23 protein-coding genes are annotated in these 19,659 nt (G+C 72.8%); 11 read left to right on the forward strand and 12 right to left on the reverse strand.

Features of this window, described 5'->3' with window-relative positions:
• Positions 1 to 92: 92 nt before the first annotated feature.
• Together ABZT03_RS13480 and ABZT03_RS13485 are read left to right on the forward strand one after the other, a co-directional pair.
• The gene (locus ABZT03_RS13480) at positions 93 to 272 is read left to right on the forward strand and encodes a hypothetical protein (RefSeq protein ID WP_356037906.1); all 180 of its coding nucleotides are present in this window, start codon (positions 93 to 95) and stop codon (positions 270 to 272) included.
• A gap of 49 nt (positions 273 to 321) precedes the next feature.
• Positions 322 to 891, forward strand: a complete 570-nt coding sequence (locus ABZT03_RS13485) for an AAA family ATPase (protein ID WP_356037909.1) — start codon at positions 322 to 324, stop codon at positions 889 to 891.
• A gap of 3 nt (positions 892 to 894) precedes the next feature.
• Here ABZT03_RS13485 and ABZT03_RS13490 read toward each other — a convergent pair whose 3' ends face one another.
• Positions 895 to 1,638, reverse strand: coding sequence for an SDR family oxidoreductase (locus ABZT03_RS13490; RefSeq protein ID WP_356037912.1), 744 nt, complete (start codon positions 1,636 to 1,638; stop codon positions 895 to 897).
• Positions 1,639 to 1,773: 135 nt separating this feature from the next.
• Between ABZT03_RS13490 and ABZT03_RS13495 the strand changes: the two genes are divergently transcribed.
• Both ABZT03_RS13495 and lnt read left to right on the forward strand, forming a co-directional pair.
• The gene (locus ABZT03_RS13495) at positions 1,774 to 2,259 is read left to right on the forward strand and encodes a nuclear transport factor 2 family protein (protein WP_356037914.1); all 486 of its coding nucleotides are present in this window, start codon (positions 1,774 to 1,776) and stop codon (positions 2,257 to 2,259) included.
• A 72-nt stretch (positions 2,260 to 2,331) separates the two neighbouring features.
• Positions 2,332 to 4,005, forward strand: a complete 1,674-nt coding sequence (lnt, locus tag ABZT03_RS13500; RefSeq protein WP_356037917.1) for an apolipoprotein N-acyltransferase — start codon at positions 2,332 to 2,334, stop codon at positions 4,003 to 4,005.
• Here the strand turns inward: lnt and ABZT03_RS13505 are convergent.
• Positions 3,929 to 4,834 carry a Gfo/Idh/MocA family oxidoreductase gene (locus ABZT03_RS13505; RefSeq protein ID WP_356037919.1) on the reverse strand — a complete coding sequence of 302 codons (906 nt, stop codon included), beginning with the start codon at positions 4,832 to 4,834 and terminating at the stop codon, positions 3,929 to 3,931. The genes lnt and ABZT03_RS13505 overlap by 77 nt on opposite strands.
• Positions 4,835 to 5,354: 520 nt before the next feature.
• Between ABZT03_RS13505 and ABZT03_RS13510 the strand changes: the two genes are divergently transcribed.
• Positions 5,355 to 5,867: a DinB family protein gene (locus ABZT03_RS13510; protein WP_356037922.1), complete on the forward strand. Its 513-nt coding sequence runs from the start codon at positions 5,355 to 5,357 to the stop codon at positions 5,865 to 5,867.
• Positions 5,868 to 6,011: 144 nt separating this feature from the next.
• The gene (locus tag ABZT03_RS13515; RefSeq protein ID WP_356037968.1) at positions 6,012 to 6,497 is read left to right on the forward strand and encodes a hypothetical protein; all 486 of its coding nucleotides are present in this window, start codon (positions 6,012 to 6,014) and stop codon (positions 6,495 to 6,497) included.
• Positions 6,498 to 6,553: 56 nt separating this feature from the next.
• On the opposite strand, the gene ABZT03_RS13520 is transcribed toward ABZT03_RS13515, so the two are convergent.
• From ABZT03_RS13520 to ABZT03_RS13550, 7 genes are all read right to left on the reverse strand, one after another.
• A complete protein-coding gene (locus ABZT03_RS13520; protein ID WP_356037925.1) occupies positions 6,554 to 7,063 on the reverse strand; it encodes a hypothetical protein in 510 nt (169 codons plus the stop codon).
• A gap of 111 nt (positions 7,064 to 7,174) precedes the next feature.
• On the reverse strand, positions 7,175 to 7,858 hold the full coding sequence (locus ABZT03_RS13525) for a uracil-DNA glycosylase (RefSeq protein WP_356037928.1): 684 nt from the start codon (positions 7,856 to 7,858) through the stop codon (positions 7,175 to 7,177).
• 108 nt (positions 7,859 to 7,966) lie between these two features.
• Positions 7,967 to 9,550 carry an ABC transporter substrate-binding protein gene (locus ABZT03_RS13530; RefSeq protein ID WP_356037931.1) on the reverse strand — a complete coding sequence of 528 codons (1,584 nt, stop codon included), beginning with the start codon at positions 9,548 to 9,550 and terminating at the stop codon, positions 7,967 to 7,969.
• Between the two features lie 192 nt (positions 9,551 to 9,742).
• Positions 9,743 to 10,504: an SDR family oxidoreductase gene (locus ABZT03_RS13535; protein ID WP_356037933.1), complete on the reverse strand. Its 762-nt coding sequence runs from the start codon at positions 10,502 to 10,504 to the stop codon at positions 9,743 to 9,745.
• A gap of 17 nt (positions 10,505 to 10,521) precedes the next feature.
• Complete coding sequence (fabG, locus tag ABZT03_RS13540; protein ID WP_356037935.1) at positions 10,522 to 11,283, reverse strand: 3-oxoacyl-ACP reductase FabG; 762 nt, start codon at positions 11,281 to 11,283, stop codon at positions 10,522 to 10,524.
• A gap of 126 nt (positions 11,284 to 11,409) precedes the next feature.
• Positions 11,410 to 11,793 (reverse strand): DUF3037 domain-containing protein, encoded by a 384-nt coding sequence (locus ABZT03_RS13545; RefSeq protein WP_356037937.1) that lies wholly within the window; start codon positions 11,791 to 11,793, stop codon positions 11,410 to 11,412.
• The gene (locus ABZT03_RS13550; protein WP_356037939.1) at positions 11,790 to 12,545 is read right to left on the reverse strand and encodes a HipA family kinase; all 756 of its coding nucleotides are present in this window, start codon (positions 12,543 to 12,545) and stop codon (positions 11,790 to 11,792) included. The genes ABZT03_RS13545 and ABZT03_RS13550 overlap by 4 nt, the downstream gene beginning before the upstream one ends.
• 134 nt (positions 12,546 to 12,679) lie before the next feature.
• On the opposite strand from ABZT03_RS13550, the gene ABZT03_RS13555 reads away from it, so the two are divergent.
• The gene (locus ABZT03_RS13555) at positions 12,680 to 13,138 is read left to right on the forward strand and encodes a Rieske (2Fe-2S) protein (protein ID WP_356037941.1); all 459 of its coding nucleotides are present in this window, start codon (positions 12,680 to 12,682) and stop codon (positions 13,136 to 13,138) included.
• Between the two features lie 3 nt (positions 13,139 to 13,141).
• Here the strand turns inward: ABZT03_RS13555 and ABZT03_RS13560 are convergent, their stop codons facing one another.
• On the reverse strand, positions 13,142 to 13,795 hold the full coding sequence (locus tag ABZT03_RS13560) for an isochorismatase family cysteine hydrolase (protein ID WP_356037943.1): 654 nt from the start codon (positions 13,793 to 13,795) through the stop codon (positions 13,142 to 13,144).
• A 137-nt stretch (positions 13,796 to 13,932) separates the two neighbouring features.
• On the opposite strand from ABZT03_RS13560, the gene ABZT03_RS13565 reads away from it, so the two are divergent.
• A complete protein-coding gene (locus ABZT03_RS13565) occupies positions 13,933 to 14,400 on the forward strand; it encodes a pyridoxamine 5'-phosphate oxidase family protein (protein WP_356037945.1) in 468 nt (155 codons plus the stop codon).
• A 33-nt stretch (positions 14,401 to 14,433) separates the two neighbouring features.
• Here the strand turns inward: ABZT03_RS13565 and ABZT03_RS13570 are convergent, their stop codons facing one another.
• Positions 14,434 to 15,336: a LysR family transcriptional regulator gene (locus tag ABZT03_RS13570; RefSeq protein WP_356037947.1), complete on the reverse strand. Its 903-nt coding sequence runs from the start codon at positions 15,334 to 15,336 to the stop codon at positions 14,434 to 14,436.
• A gap of 74 nt (positions 15,337 to 15,410) precedes the next feature.
• Here ABZT03_RS13570 and ABZT03_RS13575 point away from each other — a divergent pair, with 74 nt between their 5' ends.
• Positions 15,411 to 16,349 (forward strand): DMT family transporter, encoded by a 939-nt coding sequence (locus tag ABZT03_RS13575; RefSeq protein ID WP_356037949.1) that lies wholly within the window; start codon positions 15,411 to 15,413, stop codon positions 16,347 to 16,349.
• Positions 16,350 to 16,763: 414 nt separating this feature from the next.
• Here ABZT03_RS13575 and ABZT03_RS13580 read toward each other — a convergent pair whose 3' ends face one another.
• Positions 16,764 to 18,101, reverse strand: coding sequence for an aminotransferase class I/II-fold pyridoxal phosphate-dependent enzyme (locus tag ABZT03_RS13580; RefSeq protein ID WP_356037951.1), 1,338 nt, complete (start codon positions 18,099 to 18,101; stop codon positions 16,764 to 16,766).
• Positions 18,102 to 18,136: 35 nt separating this feature from the next.
• Here ABZT03_RS13580 and ABZT03_RS13585 point away from each other — a divergent pair, with 35 nt between their 5' ends.
• Positions 18,137 to 18,820: a pyridoxamine 5'-phosphate oxidase family protein gene (locus ABZT03_RS13585; protein ID WP_356037953.1), complete on the forward strand. Its 684-nt coding sequence runs from the start codon at positions 18,137 to 18,139 to the stop codon at positions 18,818 to 18,820.
• Positions 18,820 to 19,452, forward strand: a complete 633-nt coding sequence (locus ABZT03_RS13590) for an FMN-binding negative transcriptional regulator (protein ID WP_356037970.1) — start codon at positions 18,820 to 18,822, stop codon at positions 19,450 to 19,452. The genes ABZT03_RS13585 and ABZT03_RS13590 overlap by 1 nt, the downstream gene beginning before the upstream one ends.
• Positions 19,453 to 19,659 lie beyond the last annotated feature (207 nt).

A 19,659-nucleotide genomic window follows, 5' to 3' on the forward strand; every position in this document is an offset into this window, starting at 1 on the left:
GCGAGCTCCGAGACATGCCCGTGACCAAGCCCATACGGGATCAGTAGCCGTCCGGTAGCGGACTGTCAGTGCTTGCGCCTACGCTTGTCCGCATGTTCCCCGATTCCGACACCTCTGTTTCCGCACGGTCCGCCGCCCAGGTCAACGAGCAGATCCGCGCCCTGTGGATGCGTGCGGGCGGCTCACTGACGGCTCAGGAGCGGGTGGCCTACGAGCGGTTGGTGGTCGAGTGGGCGGCGGCGATCCGGGGCGAGGTCGTCGAGGCCGCCTGAGACCGGCCACCGCGCACCTCGGAACACCGCACTCTCACGGCAGGAATCAGTGGAGCACCTCAGCAGCGTCCCGCCCCGCAGCGGACTCGTCATCTTCCTCAACGGCACGTCCAGTTCGGGCAAGTCGAGCATCGCCACCGAGCTGCTCGCGATGCTCGACGAACCGTACTTCCACATGCCCGTCGACGCGTTCCACGCGATGCGCTCCCGCGGCGACGTCCCGCCGGACCGGCTCGCCACCGTGCTGCACCGCACCTGGCAGGGCTACCACCGCGCGGTCGCCGGCATGGCCGCCGCCGGCAACAACGTCGTCATGGACCACGTGTTGAGCGCCGAGTGGCGACTCACCGACTGCCTCGCGCTGTTCGAGCCGCAGGACGTCGTACTCGTCGGTGTGCACTGCCCGTTGCCCGAGCTGGAGCGCCGCGAACGCGAGCGTGCCGACCGGCCGCCCGGCCTCGCCGCGCGCCAGCTGGAGCAGGTGCACGCCCACGGCGTCTACGACGTCGAGTGCGACACCAGCCGCTCCGACCCCAGGGAATGCGCCCTGCGCATCAGGGACTTCCTCACCGCGCGCCCCACACCGACCGCCTTCCAGCGGCTGCGCGCCGCCCGCTGAGCGTCACCGGCCGCCGGACACCCGCAGCACCGCGCCGGTCGCGTAGGACGCCTCCGGCGACAGCAGCCACGCGATCGCCGCGGCGATCTCCTCCGCGAGGCCCGGCCGTCGCAGCGGAATCGAGGCGGCGGCCCGCGCGGCCCGGTCCGGTGCGCCCATCGCGGCGTGCATATCGGTGTCCACGACACCCGGCGCGACCGCGTTGACGCGCACCCCGTCCGGGCCGAGTTCCTTGGCCAGGCCCAGGGTCAGGGCGTCGACGGCCGCCTTGGTCGCGGCGTAGTGGACGTACTCGCCGGGACTGCCGAGGGTGGCGGCGGCCGAGGAGACGTTCACGATCACGCCGGCTCCGCGCGGGGTCATGAGTTGCGCCGCCCGGCGCGAACACAGCAGCACCCCCAGGAGGTTGACGTCCAGGACCCGGCGCAGGTCGGCGGAGTCGGCGTCGGCCAGCCGGCCGAGCGGACCGGTCACCGCGGCGTTGTTCACCAGGCCCGTCACCGGCCCGAGCCGCCGCTCGGCGGTGTCGAAGAGCCGCTCGACGTCCGCCTCGACGGACGTGTCCCCGGCCACGGTGACACACCGGCCGCCGGCCTCACGCACCTCGTCCGCCACCGCCTCCGCGGCCCCGGCGTCCCTGACGTACCCCAGCACCAGGTCGTGCCCGTCGGCGGCGAGGCGCCGACAGGTCGCGGCGCCGATCCCCCTGCTGCCTCCGGTGACCACCGTGACGGGCCGACGTGTCATGAATCCTCCCCAGCGCTCCAAAGGTGATCGATCATCGATCACCCTAGTCGCGGGTGGCCGGGACGCACCCCCGCCGACGGCGATTGTCGCGGCCCGCCCCTTGGCGCGGCCCGGTCCATGCCCAACACTGAGCCGATGACGCAGCGTGTGGAGCTCGCGACCGTGATGGACCGGCTGGCCGTCGACGAACTGATCACCGACTACGCCGCGGCGGTGGACGACGGCGACTGGGAGGCGTACCGGGCGCTGTTCGCCCCCGGCGGGCGCGCGGACTACCGCTCGGCGGGGGGTGTCGAGGGGGACGCCGGGAGGGTCGTCGCGTGGCTCGCCGAGAGCATGGAGCTGTTCGCGATGCGGCAGCACCTCATCGTCAACCGCAGGATCAGCTTCGGGGTGCACGACCAGGACGCGGGCGACACCGCCCAGGTCCGCGCCGACTACGTCAATCCGATGCGCTTCGCCACGGACGACGGCCCGGCGGCGGCACCTGACTTCGTGTGCGGCGGACGGTACGCCTTCGGGCTGCTGCGCACGCACGACGGGTGGCGGCTGCGTGCCGTGGTCGTCCAGGAGAAGTGGCGCCGTCTGCCGGAGCGGCGACCCGCACCTGTGGTCAACTGAATTGGGCGTCCGGCGTCCTGGATCGCCGCCGGTACGCACACTCGGGCCGTCCGCTGGGTAGAGGAGCGCCGTATGAAAACCTTCGGCCACCGGCCCGCCCTCGCCCTGCGGCGCTCGACGACCGCCGCATTCGTCCCGTCCACCGCGTCCGCCCCGTCGGCCCCATCCGCCTCGTCGGTCCCGGAGAGATGGCTGGCCTCGCCGTGGCGGCGTTCGGTCGTCGCCGCGCTGGCGGGCGCCCTGCCCGTACTCGCCTTCCCGGCGCCGTCACTGTGGTGGTTCGCCTACGTCGCCCTCGTCCCGTGGATCGCGCTGGCCCGCTCCGCGCCGACCGGCAGACGGGCCGCCCACGACGGCTGGAGCGGCGGCTTCGGCTTCATGCTGGCGATGCACCACTGGCTGCTGCCCAGCCTGAACGTGTTCACCTTCGTCATCGCGGCCCTGCTCGGCGCGCTGTGGGCCCCGTGGGGCGCGCTCGTGCGCCGGTTCCTGGCCGCGACCCCCACCCGCGGCCAGGTGGCGGGCGCCCTGTTCGTGCTGCCCTCGGGCTGGCTCGGGATCGAACTGGTCCGTTCCTGGCAGGGACTCGGCGGCCCCTGGGGCATGCTCGGCGCCAGCCAGTGGCAGTTGGAGCCGGCCCTGCGGCTGGCCTCGGTCGGCGGGGGGTGGCTGCTGAGCTTCCTGGTGGTGGCGGTCAATGTCGCGGTCGCCGTGCTGGTGTCGGTCCGCGCGTCCCGGATGCCCGCCGTGGCCGGCCTGGTCGCGACGGCCGCCGCCACCTCGGCGGCGTGGGTGTGGTCGCCGCGGCCCGACGTCGACGGCGAGGTACGGATAGCCGTGGTGCAGCCGGGTGTCGTGGGCGGACTCGACAGCGGCGACCGCCGGTTCGACCGCGAGGAGCAGCTCACCCGCCGGCTGGTCGGGCAGGACGTCGACCTGATCGTCTGGGGTGAGAGCAGTGTCGGTTTCGACCTGGGCGAACGCCCCGACCTGGCCGGGCGGATCGCGGCCCTCTCCCGGGCGACCGGGGCCGACGTCCTGGTCAACGTCGACGCCCGGCGCTCCGACAAGCCCGGCATCTACAAGAGTTCGGTCCTCGTCGGCCCGCGCGGCCTCACCGGCGACCGCTACGACAAGATGCGGCTGGTCCCCTTCGGCGAGTACATCCCGGCGCGTTCCCTGCTCGGCTGGGCGACCTCCGTCGGCAAGGCGGCCGGTGAGGACCGCCGGCGCGGCACGGAGCAGGTGGTGATGAACGTCGGGCACGGGCTGCGCGTCGGGCCGATGGTGTGCTTCGAGACCGCGTTCCCCGACATGAGCCGCCATCTCACCGAGGACGGTGCCGACGTGCTGGTCGCGCAGTCCTCGACCTCGACGTTCCAGAACACCTGGGCTCCCGAGCAGCACGCCTCGCTGGCCGCGCTGCGGGCCGCCGAGACGGGCCGGCCGATGGTGCACGCGACGCTGACGGGGGTGTCGGCCGTCTACGGTCCGAGCGGGCAGCGCCTCGGTCCCTGGCTCGGCACCGACAGCAGCACCGCCCGGGTGTACGCCGTCCCGCTGGCGCACGGCGTCACGCCGTACGTCCGCTTCGGTGACTGGCCCGCGCACGCGGCGCTGCTGATCCTCGCCGCGTGGTGCGCGACCGAGGGCGCGCGGACCCTGCGGCTCAGGCGGCTCGCTCCTGAACCGCTCGGACCACCCGCTCACACAGTTCGTGAGTCGCCAGCGCGTCCCGGGCACTGAGCACCCGGCCCGCGCGCACGGCGTCGAGGAAGGCCAGCACCGCCTGTTCGATGCCCCGCTGCCGGGCCACCGGCACCCAGTCCCCGCGCCGCCGCAGGGTCGGCTGCCCCTTGTGGTCGATCACCTCGGAGAGGTTCAGCACCTGCCGCTTGGTGTCCTGCCCGGACACCTCGAGGATCTCCTCCGCCGAACCGCTGAGCCGGTTCATCACGCCGAGCGCGGTGAAGCCTTCGGCGGAGAGCTGCAGCACGACGTGGTGCAGCAGGCCGTCGACCACGCGGGCGCGCACGGTGACGTCGTCGACCGGTCCGGGCACCAGGAAGCGCAGGGTGTCGACGACGTGGATGAAGTCGTCGAGGATCATCGCCCGTGGTTCCTCGGGCAGGCCGACGCGGTTCTTCTGCAGGACGATCAGTTCGCGCGGGTGCTCGGCGCACTGCGCGTAGGCGGGGGCGTGACGCCGGTTGAAGCCGACGGCGAGGCTGGTGCGCTGCCGCTCGGCGAGGGCCACCAGCCGCTCGGAGTCGGCGAGTTCGTAGGCGAGCGGCTTGTCGACGTATGTCGGTACGCCGGCGTCGAGGAGGCGGGTGACGATCTCCGGGTGGACGCTCGTGGGCGCGTGCACGAACGCGGCGTCGAGGTCCTGCGCGAGAAGGGCGTCCAGGTCCGCGTGGCGTTGCGCGACGGGCAGATGGAGTTCGTCGGCGACACGGGTCAGCGTGGCGGGGGTACGGGTCTGCAGGTGCAGTTCGACTCCGGCCTGTACGGCGAGGACGGGCAGGTAAGCCTTCCGCGCGATGTCCCCGAGTCCGATGCAACCGACCTTCACGCGCGCTCCTCCACCGACTGCCTGCTGAGAACTCGGAAGCATACGGGGGTGCGGGGGCGGGTGAGCGGGGGCGGCGACGGGGGCCGATGGCGGGAGGTCGGGGGACCGGAGCGACCTGCACGGGGGGCCGGGCACCGGAGCGGCCGGCACGGGGGCCTGCGGGCCGCGGCGGGCCGCCGCGCGCGGTTGGTTGGGCCGGTGCGACCGGAGCGGCCAATGCGCTGGCGGCGGCCCGTCCGCCGTCGCCCGCGCGCGGGCGGTGAGGCCGTTGGCGGTCGCGGGAAGACGGGCCCCGGCGGTCGCGCCAGCAGCAGCCGTCGCATGCGCGACAGCACGTCGGCGGTCGGTCGGTCGGTCGGCGGCAGTCCGCCCCGCGGCCGCGCGATGGGCGGCCGGCCTACGGCGGGCGCGCGCAAGCGGCAGCCCTTCGCGTGCGCGACAGTCACGCGCGCCGGCGGCAGCCCGCCCGTCGGCGGAAAAACCGCGGGTCTTCTCCGCCGCGTCGGGTCACCATGCGGGTATGACGACGCAGCGCAGCGAACCCGCTCAGGACGCCGGTGAACGCACCATGCTCGAAGGCTGGCTGGACTACCACCGCGCGACCCTGGCGTGGAAGTGCGAGGGACTGACCGACGCCCAGCTCAGGACCGCCTCGGTGGAGCCGTCCGCGCTGTCCCTGATGGGCCTGGTGCGGCACATGGCCGAGGTGGAGCGGAACTGGTTCCGCAGGATCCTCACGGGTGAGGACGCACCGGCGATCTACTACACCGACGAGGACCCGGACGGCGAGTTCCACCTCACCGAGGCGGACACCTGGGCGGAGGCCCGCGCCACCTGGCAGGGCGAGATCGAGACCGCCCGGCGGCTCGCGGCCGGCCTCGCGCTCGACGACCTCTCCAAGGGCAGAAGCCGTTCCACCGACGAGCCCTTCAGTCTGCGCTGGATCTACACCCACATGATCGAGGAGTACGCCCGCCACAACGGCCACGCCGACCTGATCCGCGAGCGCGTCGACGGCGCCACCGGATACTGACCGGGCGCGGGACCGGGGACGCCGCACGCCGGCCCGGCCGCCGTCAGCCCCGTCACCCCCGCGCCCTCCGTAAGGGGCGGGAGATCACTCGTGTGGGGCAACCTGCGCCGGTCCGCTGTCCCGAAGCCGGCCCGAACCAGCAGAGTGGCGCGGGTGCATCGAACGACGACCACCGCAACGCTCCTGGCCGCCGTCGCCGTGTCGGCCCTGTCCGGCTGTGTGACGGTCCAGCGGCCGCCCGTGCCCGGTCCGCCGGCCGCCCAGCCGTCGGCGCCCCGACCGGACGGCCGGGCCGGGCCGGGCCGGGCCGTGCAGGCGCCGGCCAGGGAGGCCCTGGAGCTCATCGGCCCCTCCCCCCGTCCGCGGACGGACGTCCCCGCACCGCGCCGGGCGGCGGCACCGCCCGCCGTGGAGCGGCAGCCGGCTCCTCTCCGGCACTCCCGTCCCCGCACGCCGGCCGTGCCGCCCCGGCAGCCGCGGCGGCCACGCGTCGCGATCCCGGACGTGTCGGAGTCCGTCCGCGCGACCGTGCGGCGGCACACCGACGTGTGCGCGCTGGGCAGGCAGTACGGCGGCTGGCAGCCGGACAGCCCCGAGGCCGTCATCTGCGGGCACGCCTACCAGCACTGAGACCGGACAGCCGGTCACCGAGAGGGCGAAGCACGCGGACAGGGCGGACGCGGCGGTCAGGACCGCCTCCACCCGCCCCCGTCCGTGCCGCCGCCGTCCCCGAGGCGCAGCTCCAGGCGGCTGATCGCGGCCCGCACCCCGTCGCCGTAGGTGTCGTCGGCGAGGGCGTCGGCGGCGGCGCGGGCGCGGCGCAGATGGGTGCGGGCGACCTCGGCCCGGCCGAGTTTCACGTAGTCGGCGGCCAGGTTCAGGTGCAGGGAGGGGTACAGGGCGCGGACGGCGAGCGCGGCCCCGTGCCCGGCGAGCCGGTCGGCGGTCAGTTCCTCGGCGGCCGTCAGCGCCCGCAGGTCCCAGGCGAGTTCGTCGAAGGGGTCGTCCTGCGTGTCGGCCAGGTAATGCGCGAGGGTGCAGCGGTGCAGTGGGTCGCCGTCCTCGCCGATCTCCGCCCACAGGCCGAGGAAACGGTGCCGGGCCTCCTCGCGGTCGCCCGCGTGATGCAGGATGACGACCTGCCCGATCCGTGTCATCACGGCATCCGGGGCCGCCTGCTCCTGACGCTCCGCCACCCTGTCTCCTTCGCGCGCTCGTCGGCTGTCCTTCCCGACGCTAGCGCCGGCCACTGACAATCCCCGTCAGGCCGCACCGGGCCGGCTCCACGGGAACCGGCCCGGCGGCACTCAGCCGAGGTCCGGGACGCGCCAGTCGATGGGCTCGTGGCCCTGCGCCGCGATCGCCGCGTTGATCTGCGTGAACGGGCGGGAGCCGAAGAACTTCTTCGCCGACAGCGGCGAGGGGTGCGCGCCCTTGACCACGACGTGCCGCGTCTCGTCGATCAGGGGGAGCTTCTTCTGCGCGTAGTTGCCCCACAGCACGAACACCGCCGGGTCGGGCCGGTCGGCCACCGCGCGGATCACCGCGTCGGTGAACCTCTCCCAGCCCTTGCCCTTGTGCGAGTTGGCCTCGCCGCCGCGCACGGTGAGCACCGCGTTGAGCAGCAGCACGCCCTGCCTGGCCCACGGCATCAGATAGCCGTTGTCCGGCACGGGCAGGCCGAGCTCCTCCTTCATCTCCTTGTAGATGTTGCGCAGGGAGGGCGGTGTCCGCACCCCGGGCCGCACCGAGAAGCACAGCCCGTGGCCCTGGCCCTCGCCGTGGTACGGGTCCTGGCCGAGGACGAGGACCTTCACGCTCTCGTACGGGGTGGCCTCCAGTGCGGCGAAGACCTCCTCGCGCGGCGGGTGGACGGGGCCCTTCGCCCGCTCCTCCTCGACGAACTCCGTCAGCTCCTTGAAGTAGGGCTGCTGGAGCTCGTCGCCCAGGACCCCGCGCCAGGACTCGGGCAGCATGGCGATGTCGGTCACGTCGACTTCCTCACGGTGTGCGGCGACTGCGCGGTGCGATCGCTTCCAGGCCACGAAACCTACAGGCGGCCACTGACAACCGGCACCGCGGTCGCGGCGCTCCCGCTCCTACCAGCTCGTCTTGCGGGACAGCTCCCACATCGTCATGATCGTCGACGGGTCCAGGGCCCGTTCGGCGCCGGAGATGTCGACGCTCGCCGCCACGAACTGCCGTCCCTGCCACAGGGGCAGCAGCCGGGCGTCGTCCACCAGGATCTGCTGTGCCTCCTCGAAGTCCTTCACCACGTTGCCGCGGTCGCTCTCGCTCCGGGAACGGGGCAGCAGCACGTCGGTGATCTTCGGCTCGGCGTAGGGGGTGCCGAGCGCGTTCTGGGCACCGACGAACGGGGCGATGAAGTTCTCGGCGTCCGGGAAGTCGGGGAACCAGCCGCGTCCGAAGACCGGGTACTCGCCCTTCTGGTAGCCCTCGACGTAGGTCTTCCAGGGCCGGCTCTTCAGGGTGATGGTGAAGAGTCCGGAGTCCTCGAGCTGGGACTTGAGCTCCTTGAACTCCTCGGCCGTCTCGGAGCCGTAGCGGTCGCTCGTGTACCAGAGGGTGAGCGGGACGCGCCGGGTGATGCCCGCCTCGGACAGGAGCTGGCGGGCCTTGGAGGTGCTGGGGTCGCCGTAGTCGTCGAAGAAGCCGGTCGTGTGGCCCGTGAGTCCCTTGGGGACCATGGAGTACAGCGGGTCCACCGTGCCCTTGTAGATCTTGTGCGAGATGGCTCCGCGGTCGACGAGCTGGGCGACGGCCCGGCGGACGGCGGTCTTGCTCGCCCAGGGGTCCTTCGGGTTGAACACCAGGTAGTTGATGTCGGTGCCGGAGCCCTCGATCAGCTGGAGCTCGCCGTCGGAGTTCCTGGACTGGAGGGCGACGATGTCGTCGGCGGCGAGGCCGCGGTACGTCACGTCGATCTGCTTGTCCCGCAGCGCCCTGACCATCGTGGCGGAGTCCTGGAAGTACCGGATGGTCACCGCGTCGTTCTTGCGCTGGGCGAAGCCCCGGTAGGCGTCGTTGCGGACGAGTTCGGCCTTCTTGCCCTCCTGGTACGTCCGCAGCCGGTACGGCCCGGACCCGGACACCTTGCCGTCCTTGCGGAGGGACCCGGCGGGGTAGTCGTCGGGGTCGACCAGCGACATGGCGGGCGTGGCCAGCACGAACGGGAAGGTGGCGTCCGGCTTGTTGAGGTGGAAGACGACCTGGAGGCTGCCGAGCACCTGCACGCGGTCGAGGCTGCCGAGCAGCCCGGCCGGACCGCCGGCCACACCGATCTTCCTGATCCGGTCGATCGAGTGCTTCACGGCCTGCGCGTCGAGCACGTCCCCGTCGGCGAACTTCAGCCCCTGGCGCAGTTCGCAGCTGTACGTCCGGTTCGAGCCGTCGGTGAAGCGGCAGTTCTTGGCGGCGTCGGGCTGGGGTGTCGTCGAGCCCGTCGGATAGGCCAGCAGCGTCTGGAAGACGTTGCGGAACAGTTCCCACGAGCCGTCCCAGGACGCGGCCGGGTCCAGTGTGCTGGGGGCGCTGGTGGTGCCCACCACGATGGGCCCCTGGTCCTCGGAGGAGCCGGTCGACAGGACACCGCATCCGGCCACCAGGGACGATATGGACGCGATGGCCGCCACCCGCCGCAGGCCTCGGTTCCGGTTGAACACGCGCACGCTCCTCGATCTGCCGTACCCAGGGTCGGCAGACCATACCGCAGCGTCACGGCCCGTCAACCTCTGGTGAAACGGGCTTTCTGATCGCCTCGGCGATGACGACGTTGTCATCGGGCTGTGCGGTTTCTGTGCGCCGGCACGGGCGCCGTCCGGTGTCGACGGACGCCCGTGCCGGGGCCGGAGAGGTCAGCCCACGCCGGCGTTGAGGAAGATGCCGCCGTCGACGACGAGCGTCTGTCCGGTGATCCAGTCGGACTGTTCCGACGTCAGGAACGCGGCGGCGCCGCCGATGTCGGAGGGTACTCCGAGGCGGGCCAGCGGGTAGGCCGCGGCGGCCTCCGCCTCCCGGCCCTCGTACAGGGCCGAGGCGAACTTGGTCTTCACGACCGCCGGGGCGATCGAGTTGACCCGCACGCCGGGCGCGAACTCGTGCGCCAGTTGCAGCGTCAGGTTGATCATCGCGGCCTTGCTGACGCCGTAGGCGCCGATGAAGGGCGAGGCGGAGACGCCCGCGACGGAGGCGATGTTGACGATCGCGCCGCCGTTGTCCTTCTGCCACGCGTGCCAGGTCCGCTGGGCGAAGCCGAGTGCGGAGATCACGTTGGTCTCGAAGACCTTGCGCGCCACGTTCAGGTCGAGGTCGGCGATGGGCCCGAACACCGGGTTCGTACCGGCGTTGTTGACCAGGAAGTCGACGCGGCCGAAGGCCTCCATGGTGCGCTCGACGGCGGTGGCCTGGTGGGCCTCGTCGTGCGCCTTGCCGGCGACGCCGATGACGCGGTCGGCGCCGAGCGCCTCGACGGCCTCCTTGAGGGCGTCCTCGTTGCGGCCCGTGATGCAGACGCGGTCGCCGCGGGCGATGAACGCCTCCGCGACGCCGTAACCGATTCCGCGGCTGGCGCCCGTGACGAGGGCGACCTTGCCGGAGAGTTCAGGCAGAGCAGTCATGTCGTTTTCCCCCGGCCCTAGTCGAGCGGTCCGCCGGCGACGTACAGCACCTGGCCGGAGACGAATCCGGCCGCCTCGCCCGTGAAGAAGGCGATCGCGTTGGCGATGTCGTCGGGCTCGCCGACGCGGGCCACGGGGATCTGGGTGGCGGCCGCGGCCTTGAAGTCCTCGAAGCCCATGCCCACGCGCGCGGCGGTGGCGGCCGTCATGTCGGTGGCGATGAAGCCGGGGGCGACGGAGTTCGCGGTGATGCCGAACTTGCCGAGTTCCTTGGCCAGGGTCTTGGTGAAGCCCTGCAGACCGGCCTTGGCGGCGGAGTAGTTGGCCTGGCCACGGTTGCCGAGGGCGGAGGAAGAGGACAGGTTGACGATACGGCCGAAGCCGGCGTCGACCATGTGCTTCTGGACCGCCTTGGCCATCAGGAAGGCGCCGCGCAGGTGCACGTTCATGACCGTGTCCCAGTCACCGGCGCTCATCTTGAACAGCAGGTTGTCGCGCAGGACGCCCGCGTTGTTGACGAGGATGGTCGGTGCGCCGAGTTCCGCGGCGACGCGCGCGATCGCGGCCTCGACCTGCGCCTCGTCGGAGACGTCCGCGCCGACCGCGAGGGCCCTGCCGCCCGCCGCGGTGATCTTCTCGACGGTGTCCTTGCAGGCGGCCTCGTCGAGGTCGATCACCGCGACCGCGCGACCCTCGGCGGCCAGTCGTACGGCGGTGGCGGCGCCGATGCCGCGCGCCCCGCCGGTGACCACGGCGACCCGCTGCTCAGTGGTGGACATTGCTGGTTCTCCTCGCCCTTGAGAAAGTACGCCCATCTGGTGAGCGACCGCTTAGTACCTTCAGCAGACGTGACGCTAGAAGCCCTGGCACCCGGTGTCAACGCCACACGAGCGGGGTGTGATCCATTACCTCACCAGCAGGTCGAGCAACCGCTCCGCCTCGGCCGCCGGATCGGCGGTCAGACCGGTGTGCACGGGCCCGGGCTGGACGACCGTCGAGCGCGGCGCGATCAGCCAGCGGAAGCGCCGTCCGGCGTCGTCGGACGCGGCCTGCCCCGCAGCCGTACCACCGGCGCACACCCCTTCCACGGCACGCAGCGCCGCCCGGACGCCGGCCACGTCGGCGGCCGGGTCGAGGGCCAGCAGCCTGCTCTCGTCGAGGTGCGTGCGCACACCGACGTAGGTCGCGGCGCGGCAGTACACGAGCACTCCGGCGTTGATGCACTCGCCGCGCTCCACCCGGGGCACGACCCGCAGCACGGCGTACTCGAAGACGTTCCGATCGCTCACTTGTCCCCCTCGATGCGCTCGTGGACGCGGGCGGCCCGCGCGAGCAGCGGCCGGGCGTAGGCGCGCCGCAGGTCGTCCGGCGTGGCGAAGCCGGGCTCGTCAACCAGCCACACGTCCGGGACGGCGGCGGTGACCTCGGCCAGGAGTTCCTCGGTGACCAGCGGGGCCAGTGCGGCGGCGGCCGCCGCGACGTCCGGCGCGAAGGGCCGCAGCGCGTGCTCGGAGATGTCGTACGGGCGGGCCGCGGAGGCCTCCGCTCCGCGCCAGCTGTGGTGCCAGATCATGGTCGCGCCGTGGTCGATGAGCCAGACCTCGCCGCGTCGCACCAGCAGGTTCGGGTTGCGCCAGGAACGGTCGACGTTGTTGACCAGCGCGTCGAACCAGACGATCCGGCCCGCTTCCTCGGCGCCCACCGCGAACGCGAGGGGGTCGAAGCCGAACGCGCCGGACAGGAAGTCCATGCCGAGGTTGGTGCCGCCGCTGGACTTGAGCAGCTCCTGCACCTCCGGGTCGGGCTCCCCGAGGCCCAGCACGGGATCGAGGCCGATCGTCACCAGCCGGGGCACCCTGAAGCCCAGCCGCCGGGCCAGTTCCCCGCAGACGACCTCGGCGACCAGCGTCTTGCGGCCCTGGCCGGCGCCGGTGAACTTCATGACGTACGTCCCGAGGTCGTCGGCCTCGACGAGTCCCGGCAGCGAGCCGCCCTCACGCAGCGGCGTGATGTAGCGGGTCGCGGTGACTTCCTTGAGCATCGCCCCAGGCTACTGGGGCGATCACGGCCCCCGGACGCCGACCGCTCACCATCTGGACGGCGGTCTGAACAGCGAGTGGCGGCGGCCCGTACTGCTTGACACGTCAACGGACATCCGAGGAGAGGAACGTCAGCATGACCAGCGAATCGGTACAGCCCACCGCAGGCCCCAGCCGCCGCACCGTCGTGGCGGCGGTGGGAGCGGCGGGGGTCGCCGTCGCGCTGACGGCGTGCGGCTCTGAGGACAAGTCGGAGAGCGGTTCGGGCGACAAGTCCGAGGACACGACGGGCGGCGCGGCCGCCTCGGGCGCGGCCCTCGCCAAGACCTCGGACATCCCCGAGGGCGGCGGCAAGATCTTCAAGGAAGCCGGTGTGGTCGTCACCCAGCCGACGGCCGGCCAGTTCAAGGCGTTCTCCTCCAAGTGCACGCACGCGGGCTGTCCGGTGACGAAGGTGGCCGGCGGCGTCATCGTCTGCCCGTGCCACCACAGCGAGTTCTCCATCGAGGACGGCAGCGTCAAGAAGGTGCCGGCCACCCAGCCGCTGGCCGCTGTCAAGATCACGGTGGCGGGCGAGGACATCAAGCTGGCGTGAGCGTCATCCGCGTGTCGCCGCTCGCCGCGGCCCGCTGAGGCAGCCGAGCACCTCGTCGGTGGTCACGCAGGTCGCGACGAGCGCGAGCGTGTGGCGGATCATCGCGGGGGTGTACTCGGGGGGCACCCCCGCGACGGCGTCCGTCGGCACGACGGCGGTGTAGCCGAGGTTCACGGCGTCGAAGACGGCCGCCGGCACCGCCACGTTGGCCGAGACCCCGGTCACGACCAGGGTGCGGCAGCCCAGGTTGCGCAGCAGCGCGTCGACCTCGGTGCCGTGGATCGGCGACACCCCGTGCAGCCGCCGTACGACGATGTCCTGCTCGGCCACCTCGATCGGGGCGGCCACGCGGACCGCCGCGGTGCCCGTGAGCTGCTGCACGGGCAGCCGTTCGGCGGCGCGGAACAGCCGGGCGTTGCGGTTGGCGCCCCGGCCGTCCGGGCGGCGCTCCGCGATCGCGTGGATCACCTGCACGCCGCTCCCGTGCGCGGCGGCGACCAGCCGGGCGACGCGGCCGAGGGCACCGCAGGAACGTGCCTCACGGGCCAGTTCGGGCAGCGCGCTGTCCGGGCCCACCACGCCCTGCTGGCACTCGACGGTGAGCAGGACGGTGCTCGTGGGGTGGAGGAGGTCGCTGAGCTGTTCGCGCGACGGCATGATGCCCCCTGTTCGCCGGTGGCGTGGGCGGGCGAGACTAGCCACCATTGCGTGGGGACGGAAGACGACCCATCCTTTTCTGACGTGATGTCAGAGGATCTCTCCTCTGGCACGACGTGAGAGATAGAGGGGGCCGCATGACCGTCGCTCAACGCAGGGGCCGGAAGATCATGATGACGCCGGGCGAGCTGGACGAGTTCCTCACCAGCCAGCGCACCTGCCGGGTCGCCACCGTGTCGACCGACGGGTCCCCGCATGTGAGTGCCCTCTGGTTCGCCTGGGACGGCACCTCGCTGTGGCTGTACTCCGTGGTGCGCAGCAAGCGCTGGGCCGACCTGTGCCGCGACCCGCGGGTGGCGATAGTCGTCGACACCGGGGAGGAGTACGACGACCTGCGCGGGGTCGAGCTGTCGGGGACGGTGGAGTTCGTGGGCGAGAGCCCGCGCACCGGCGAACTGCGCGCGGAACTCGACGTCCCGGAGGTCCTGTTCGCGCGCAAGAACTTCGGACTGGAGGAGATGCCGCACGACGGCCGGCACGCCTGGGTGCGGCTGACCCCCGAGAAGATCGTGTCCTGGGACTTCCGCAAGCTGGGCACCGCCTAGGCCGCGCGTCCGGCGGAGGCCGCCGAGGAGCCGTCAGCCGAGCTTCTCCCCCGCGGCCTGCAGCGCCTGGACCGCCGCCCGGATCGACGGGCGGCGGTCGGCGTCCGCCCGCCACACGACGTAGACGTGGCGGCGCACCCGCTGTCTGAGCGGCACCGTCACGACCCCGGTCGGCATCGGATGTCGGCCCAGGACCGGGGCGATGCACACGCCGAGTCCCGCGGCGACGAGTCCGAGCTGGGTGTGGGTCTCGGCGGCGCGATGGCCGACGATCGGTTCGATCCCCCGGGAGCGCAGCGTGAACATCAGCCACTCGTGGCAGAACTCGCCCTCCCCCCAGGTGATCCACTCGTCCTCGGCGAACTCGGCGAGGTCCACCTCCTCGCGGCCGGCGAGCCGGTGGCCGGCCGGCATCGCCACGTCGGCGGGGTCGTCCAGCAGGGGCGCCTTGACCAGGCCGTCGGGCACCGGCATCGGCTTGTTGTACCAGTCGAGCACCACCGCCAGGTCCAGGTCCCCGCGCACCACTCCCCTGATCCCGGCCTCCGGCTCCAGCTCGCTCGAACGGACCCGCAGCGCCGGGTGCCGGGCGCGCAGGGCGGCCAGCGCGGCAGGGAACAGACCGCGCGCGGCGGTCGGGAACGCCGACAGCCGCAGCTCGCCGACGACCTGTCCGCGCTGCGCCTCCAGGTCGGACTGGGCGAGCTCCACCTGCGACAGGATGCGCCCGGCGTGCTCGGCGAGCAGCCGGCCCGCGTCGGTGAGCCGGACCCCCCGCCCGTTCTTGGCGAGCAGCTGCTGTCCGACCTCCCGCTCCAGTTTCGACATCTGCTGCGACACGGCGGACGTCGTGATGTGCAGCCCCTCGGCGGCGCCGCTGACCGAGCCGTGCCGGGCGAGGGCGTCGAGGGTGCGGAGCCGCTCCAGGTTCAACATGTAAGCGATACTACGAGATACGTCGAGCGAAATCTCGATTGTGCTACGACGTCATCCTGCCCCATGGTGATCCCATGAGCACCGTCACCGCCACCACCGCCCGTACCCCGGCGCCCGCCCCGTCCCGCCGCCTCGCGCTCGACTGGCGCGTCCGCTTCGGCGTCCTCGCGCTGATCTGGGGCTTCAGTTTCCTGCTGATCAAGGTCGGCACCGGGACGTACGCCCCCTTCCAGGTGACGCTCGGCCGGCTGGTGTTCGGTACGGCGGTGCTGGCGGTGGTGATGGTGGCCAAGCGCGAGCGGCTCCCGCGCGGGGTGCGCACCTGGGGCCATCTCGCGGTGGCCGCGTTCTTCCTGAACGCGCTGCCCTTCTCCCTCTTCGCGTACGCGGAGCTGACGATCCCCTCGACCCTCGCCGGCATCTGCAACGCGAGCTCCCCGCTGTGGGGCATGGTCCTCTCCCTGGTCGCCCTCTCCGAGGACCGGCCGACGCGCGCGCGGGTGGCGGGCCTCGGGCTCGGCTTCCTGGGGGTACTGACCGTCCTCGGCGCCTGGCAGGGCTTCCAGGGCCTGGACGCCACGGGCACGGCGATGGCCCTGCTGGCCTCGCTCAGCTACCCGGTCGGCTGGATCTACGTCCGCCGCACCCTCGCCGGCACGGGCCACTCACATCTGTCCCTGACCGGGGCCCAGCTCCTGCTGGCCACGCTCCAACTGGCCGCGGTCACACCCCTCTTCACCAGCCTGCCGACCCACTTCCCGGTCCTGCCCCTGCTGGCGGTCGCGGCCCTGGGCGCCCTCGGCACGGGCCTGGCCATGCTTCTCCAGTACGGCATCGTCGCCGAGGTCGGCCCGACGACGGCCCAGATGGTCACCTACTTCATCCCGGTCCTCGCCACCGCGGCGGGCGTCGCGATCCTGGGCGAACCCCTGACCTGGTCCACACCGATAGGCGCGATCATCATCCTGACAGGAGCAGCCCTGACCCAAACCCACCCAAAACGAACCACCTGATGCCCCGCGAGCCCGAACTCCTCCCCCACGGCCCGCCAACCCCCTGAAGGGGCGCGCGGGGAACTGCGCGCCCAACCCCCACCCACCCGCACCCATACGAACCGGAACGCCCCGAACTCATCCCCCGACGGACCGCCAACCCCCTGAAGGGGCGCGGGGAACTGCGCGACAAGCCTCCACCCACCGGCACCCGACACGAGACCGCGGAAAGCACCCCGAACCCCTTTCCCGAGGGCTCGACAACCCCCAAAGGGGCGCGGGGAACTGCGCAACCAGCCCTCACCCACCCGCACCCGACACGAGACCACGCAAGCACCCCGAACCCTCCCCAGGGCTCGACAACCCACCAAGGGGCGCGGGGAACTGCGCAACCAGCCCCCACCCACCCGCACAACCACCAGCCCCGCGGGCCCGCTAGACGTACCCGCCCCACCCCCGCCGCCCCGGCCCCACCGCCGAAGCCACGGCCTCCGCCAGCGCCCGCACTTCCCCCTCCCCGAGCGTGGAGACGGTGACCCGGATACCGGGCGGCGCGCTCATCCGGAACCGCGCGCCGGGCGCGACGGCCCAGCCGGCGTGCAGCAGCCGGGCCACGGCCCCCGTCTCGTCGGGCACCGGGATCCACACGTTGAGCCCACTGCGCCCGTGCGCCCGCACCCCGCGTTCCGCGAGCGCGCGGATCAGCGGATCCCGTCGCGCGCGGTACGCCGCCGCCACCGCCGTCGGATCGAGCGCACCGTCGGAGAGCAGGCGCGCCACGGCCCGCTGGGTGACCCGGCTGACCCACCCGGGCCCGAGCCGCTGACGGCCACGCACCCGGTCGAGGGTGACGGCGTCCCCGGTGAGCACGGCGAGCCGCAGGTCGGGGCCGTACGCCTTGGCGACCGAGCGCACGAACACCCAGCTGCGGGTGGCACCGGCCAACGGGTGCAGGGGCAGGTCGACGATGCCGTGACCGTGGTCGTCCTCGACGAGCAGGGTCTCGGGGTACTCCCGCAGCACGGAGCGCAGCGCCCGCGCCCGCCCGGCGCTCACCGCCGCACCGGTCGGGTTCTGCGCCCGGTCGGTCACGACCAGGGCGCGGGCCCCGCCCTCCAGCGCGCGTCGGACGTCGTCGGGCAGCGGCCCCTCGTCGTCCACGCCGACGGGCTCGGTGCGCAGGCCGAGCGCCGGGACGAGGTCGAGGAGGCTTCCCCAGCCCGGGTCCTCCACGGCGACGGCGTCACCGGGTTTGAGGTGGGCCACCAGGACACGCTCGATGGCGTCGAGCGAGCCCGAGACGACGGCGAGGGGCCCCTCCGGCACCCCGTCGGCATCCAGCTCGGCCCGCGCCCGCAGCGCGAGGTCCGGCTCCACGGGGGCGTCTCCGTACAGCACCGGCTCCCGGTCGGCCTGCTCGGCCGCCGCGGCGAACGCGCCGGCCAGCGAGGGCAGCAGCGCCGGGTCGGGGTTGCCGTTCGACACGTCCCGCACTCCTTCGGGCACGTCGACCCGGATGTGCTCGCGGCCCGTCGTGGCCGGCTTGGGGCGGACCCGGCTGCCCCGGCGTCCCGCGGTCTCGATGACCCCGCGTTCGCGCAGGGTGCGGTACGCGGCCGCGACCGTGTTGGGGTTCACGCCCAGCTCGCCCGCCAAGTCCCTTACGGGGGGCAGGGGTTGACCCGCCTCCAGGTCGCCGGAGCCCACCGCGCGCTCGACGCTGGCCGCGATGTCCGCCGCACGCCGGCCTTCGATCCGATATTCTTCTAGCACAAAGCAGATTATGCACTAGTACAATGGAGACCGCAATGCAGGGGACCACGCAGCCGACGTCGCAGCCCGCCGCCTACACGCCGACCGACCGCACCGTCCCCACCCGCTCCCCAGACCGGGCCTCGTACGACCGGGAACTCGTGCACTCGATACTCGACGCGGCCTACGTCTGCCACCTGGGCTTCGTCCGGGACGGCGCGCCGGTCGTCCTGCCCACGCTCTTCGGCCGGGTCGGCGACCGGCTCTACGTCCACGGCTCGACGGGCTCGCGGCCCCTGCGGCTGACCGGACAGGCCGACCCGGGGCTGCCGGTGTGCCTCACGGTCACGCACGTCGACGCGCTGGTCCTGGCCCGCTCGGCGTTCCACCACTCGATCAACTACCGCTCCGTGGTGGTGCACGGCGTCGCCCACGAGGTCACGGACCCCGAGGAGAAGCGGCTCGCGCTCGACGCCCTGGTCGACCACGTCGTGCCGGGCCGGTCGAGCGACTCCCGGCCGGCCAACAAGAAGGAACTGGCCGCCACCGCGGTGATCCGCCTCGACCTCGACGAGGTGTCAGCCAAGCTCCGCACCGGCGGCGTCAACGACGAACCCGAGGACCTCGCCCTCCCGCACTGGGCCGGCCTCGTCCCGCTGCGCAAGGGGTACGAGACCCCCGTCGCCGACGCCGGCCTGACTCCCGGCACCGAACTCCCCGACAACATCCGGGCCCTGTGATGCTGATCCACCCCTGGGACGCACCCCGCGACGACGCCGAGTGGCAACAGTGGCTCGCCGTACACGACTTCGGGCAGCTCGCCGTCAACGGCCCGCCGGGCGAGCCGCCGTACGTCCAGCCCCTGCACTTCGCCTACGACGCGGAGCGGGGCGAGGTCCTCACGCACCTGGCCCGCCCCAACCCCCTGTGGCCCGCCCTGGAGGCGAGCCCCGTCGTCGTGCTGAGCGTGGTCGACGACTACGCGTTCGTGCCCGGGCCCTGGCAGGCGGACCCGCCCGGTCCGCCCGAACACGGCACCCCCACCAGCCTGTACGCCGCCGTGCAACTGCGGTGCGACGCCCGGATCGTCGACGACCCGGCCGAGAAGGCCGGACTGCTCAACGCGCAGGTCGGCCACTTCCAGCCGGAGGGGGGCTCCGCGCGGGCCGCGGTGGACGAGGAGCCGTACGGCAGGCTGCTGTCGGGTATTCGCGGCCTGCGGCTCGAAGTGACCGCCGTGCGGGCGAAGTTCAAGTACGCGGGCAAGAAACCGGACGCGGTGCGGGAGCGCATCGCGGCCGGGCTGGCGGACCGCGACGGCCCGGGCGACGCGTCGGCACGCGACCACCTGCTGCGCAGGCACGGGGCGTGACCGGGGCGGGGCCCCGCAGGGGAGGGCCCCGCCCCGGCATCACCCGAGACACCCGGCGACACCCGACCGGCACGGTGCGAGCCGCGCACGGCGGCGGACGCGGCCGTCAGACGGACGGGCGGGCGGGCGGGCGGGCGGCGTCAGCCGATGGACACCACCGGCGGGTGGAAGCCGTCACCCGGCAGGCACCACCGGCGGGTGGAAGCC

The sequence above is a fragment of the Streptomyces sp. NPDC005574 genome (assembly GCF_040605435.1).
GTDB lineage: Bacteria > Actinomycetota > Actinomycetes > Streptomycetales > Streptomycetaceae > Streptomyces.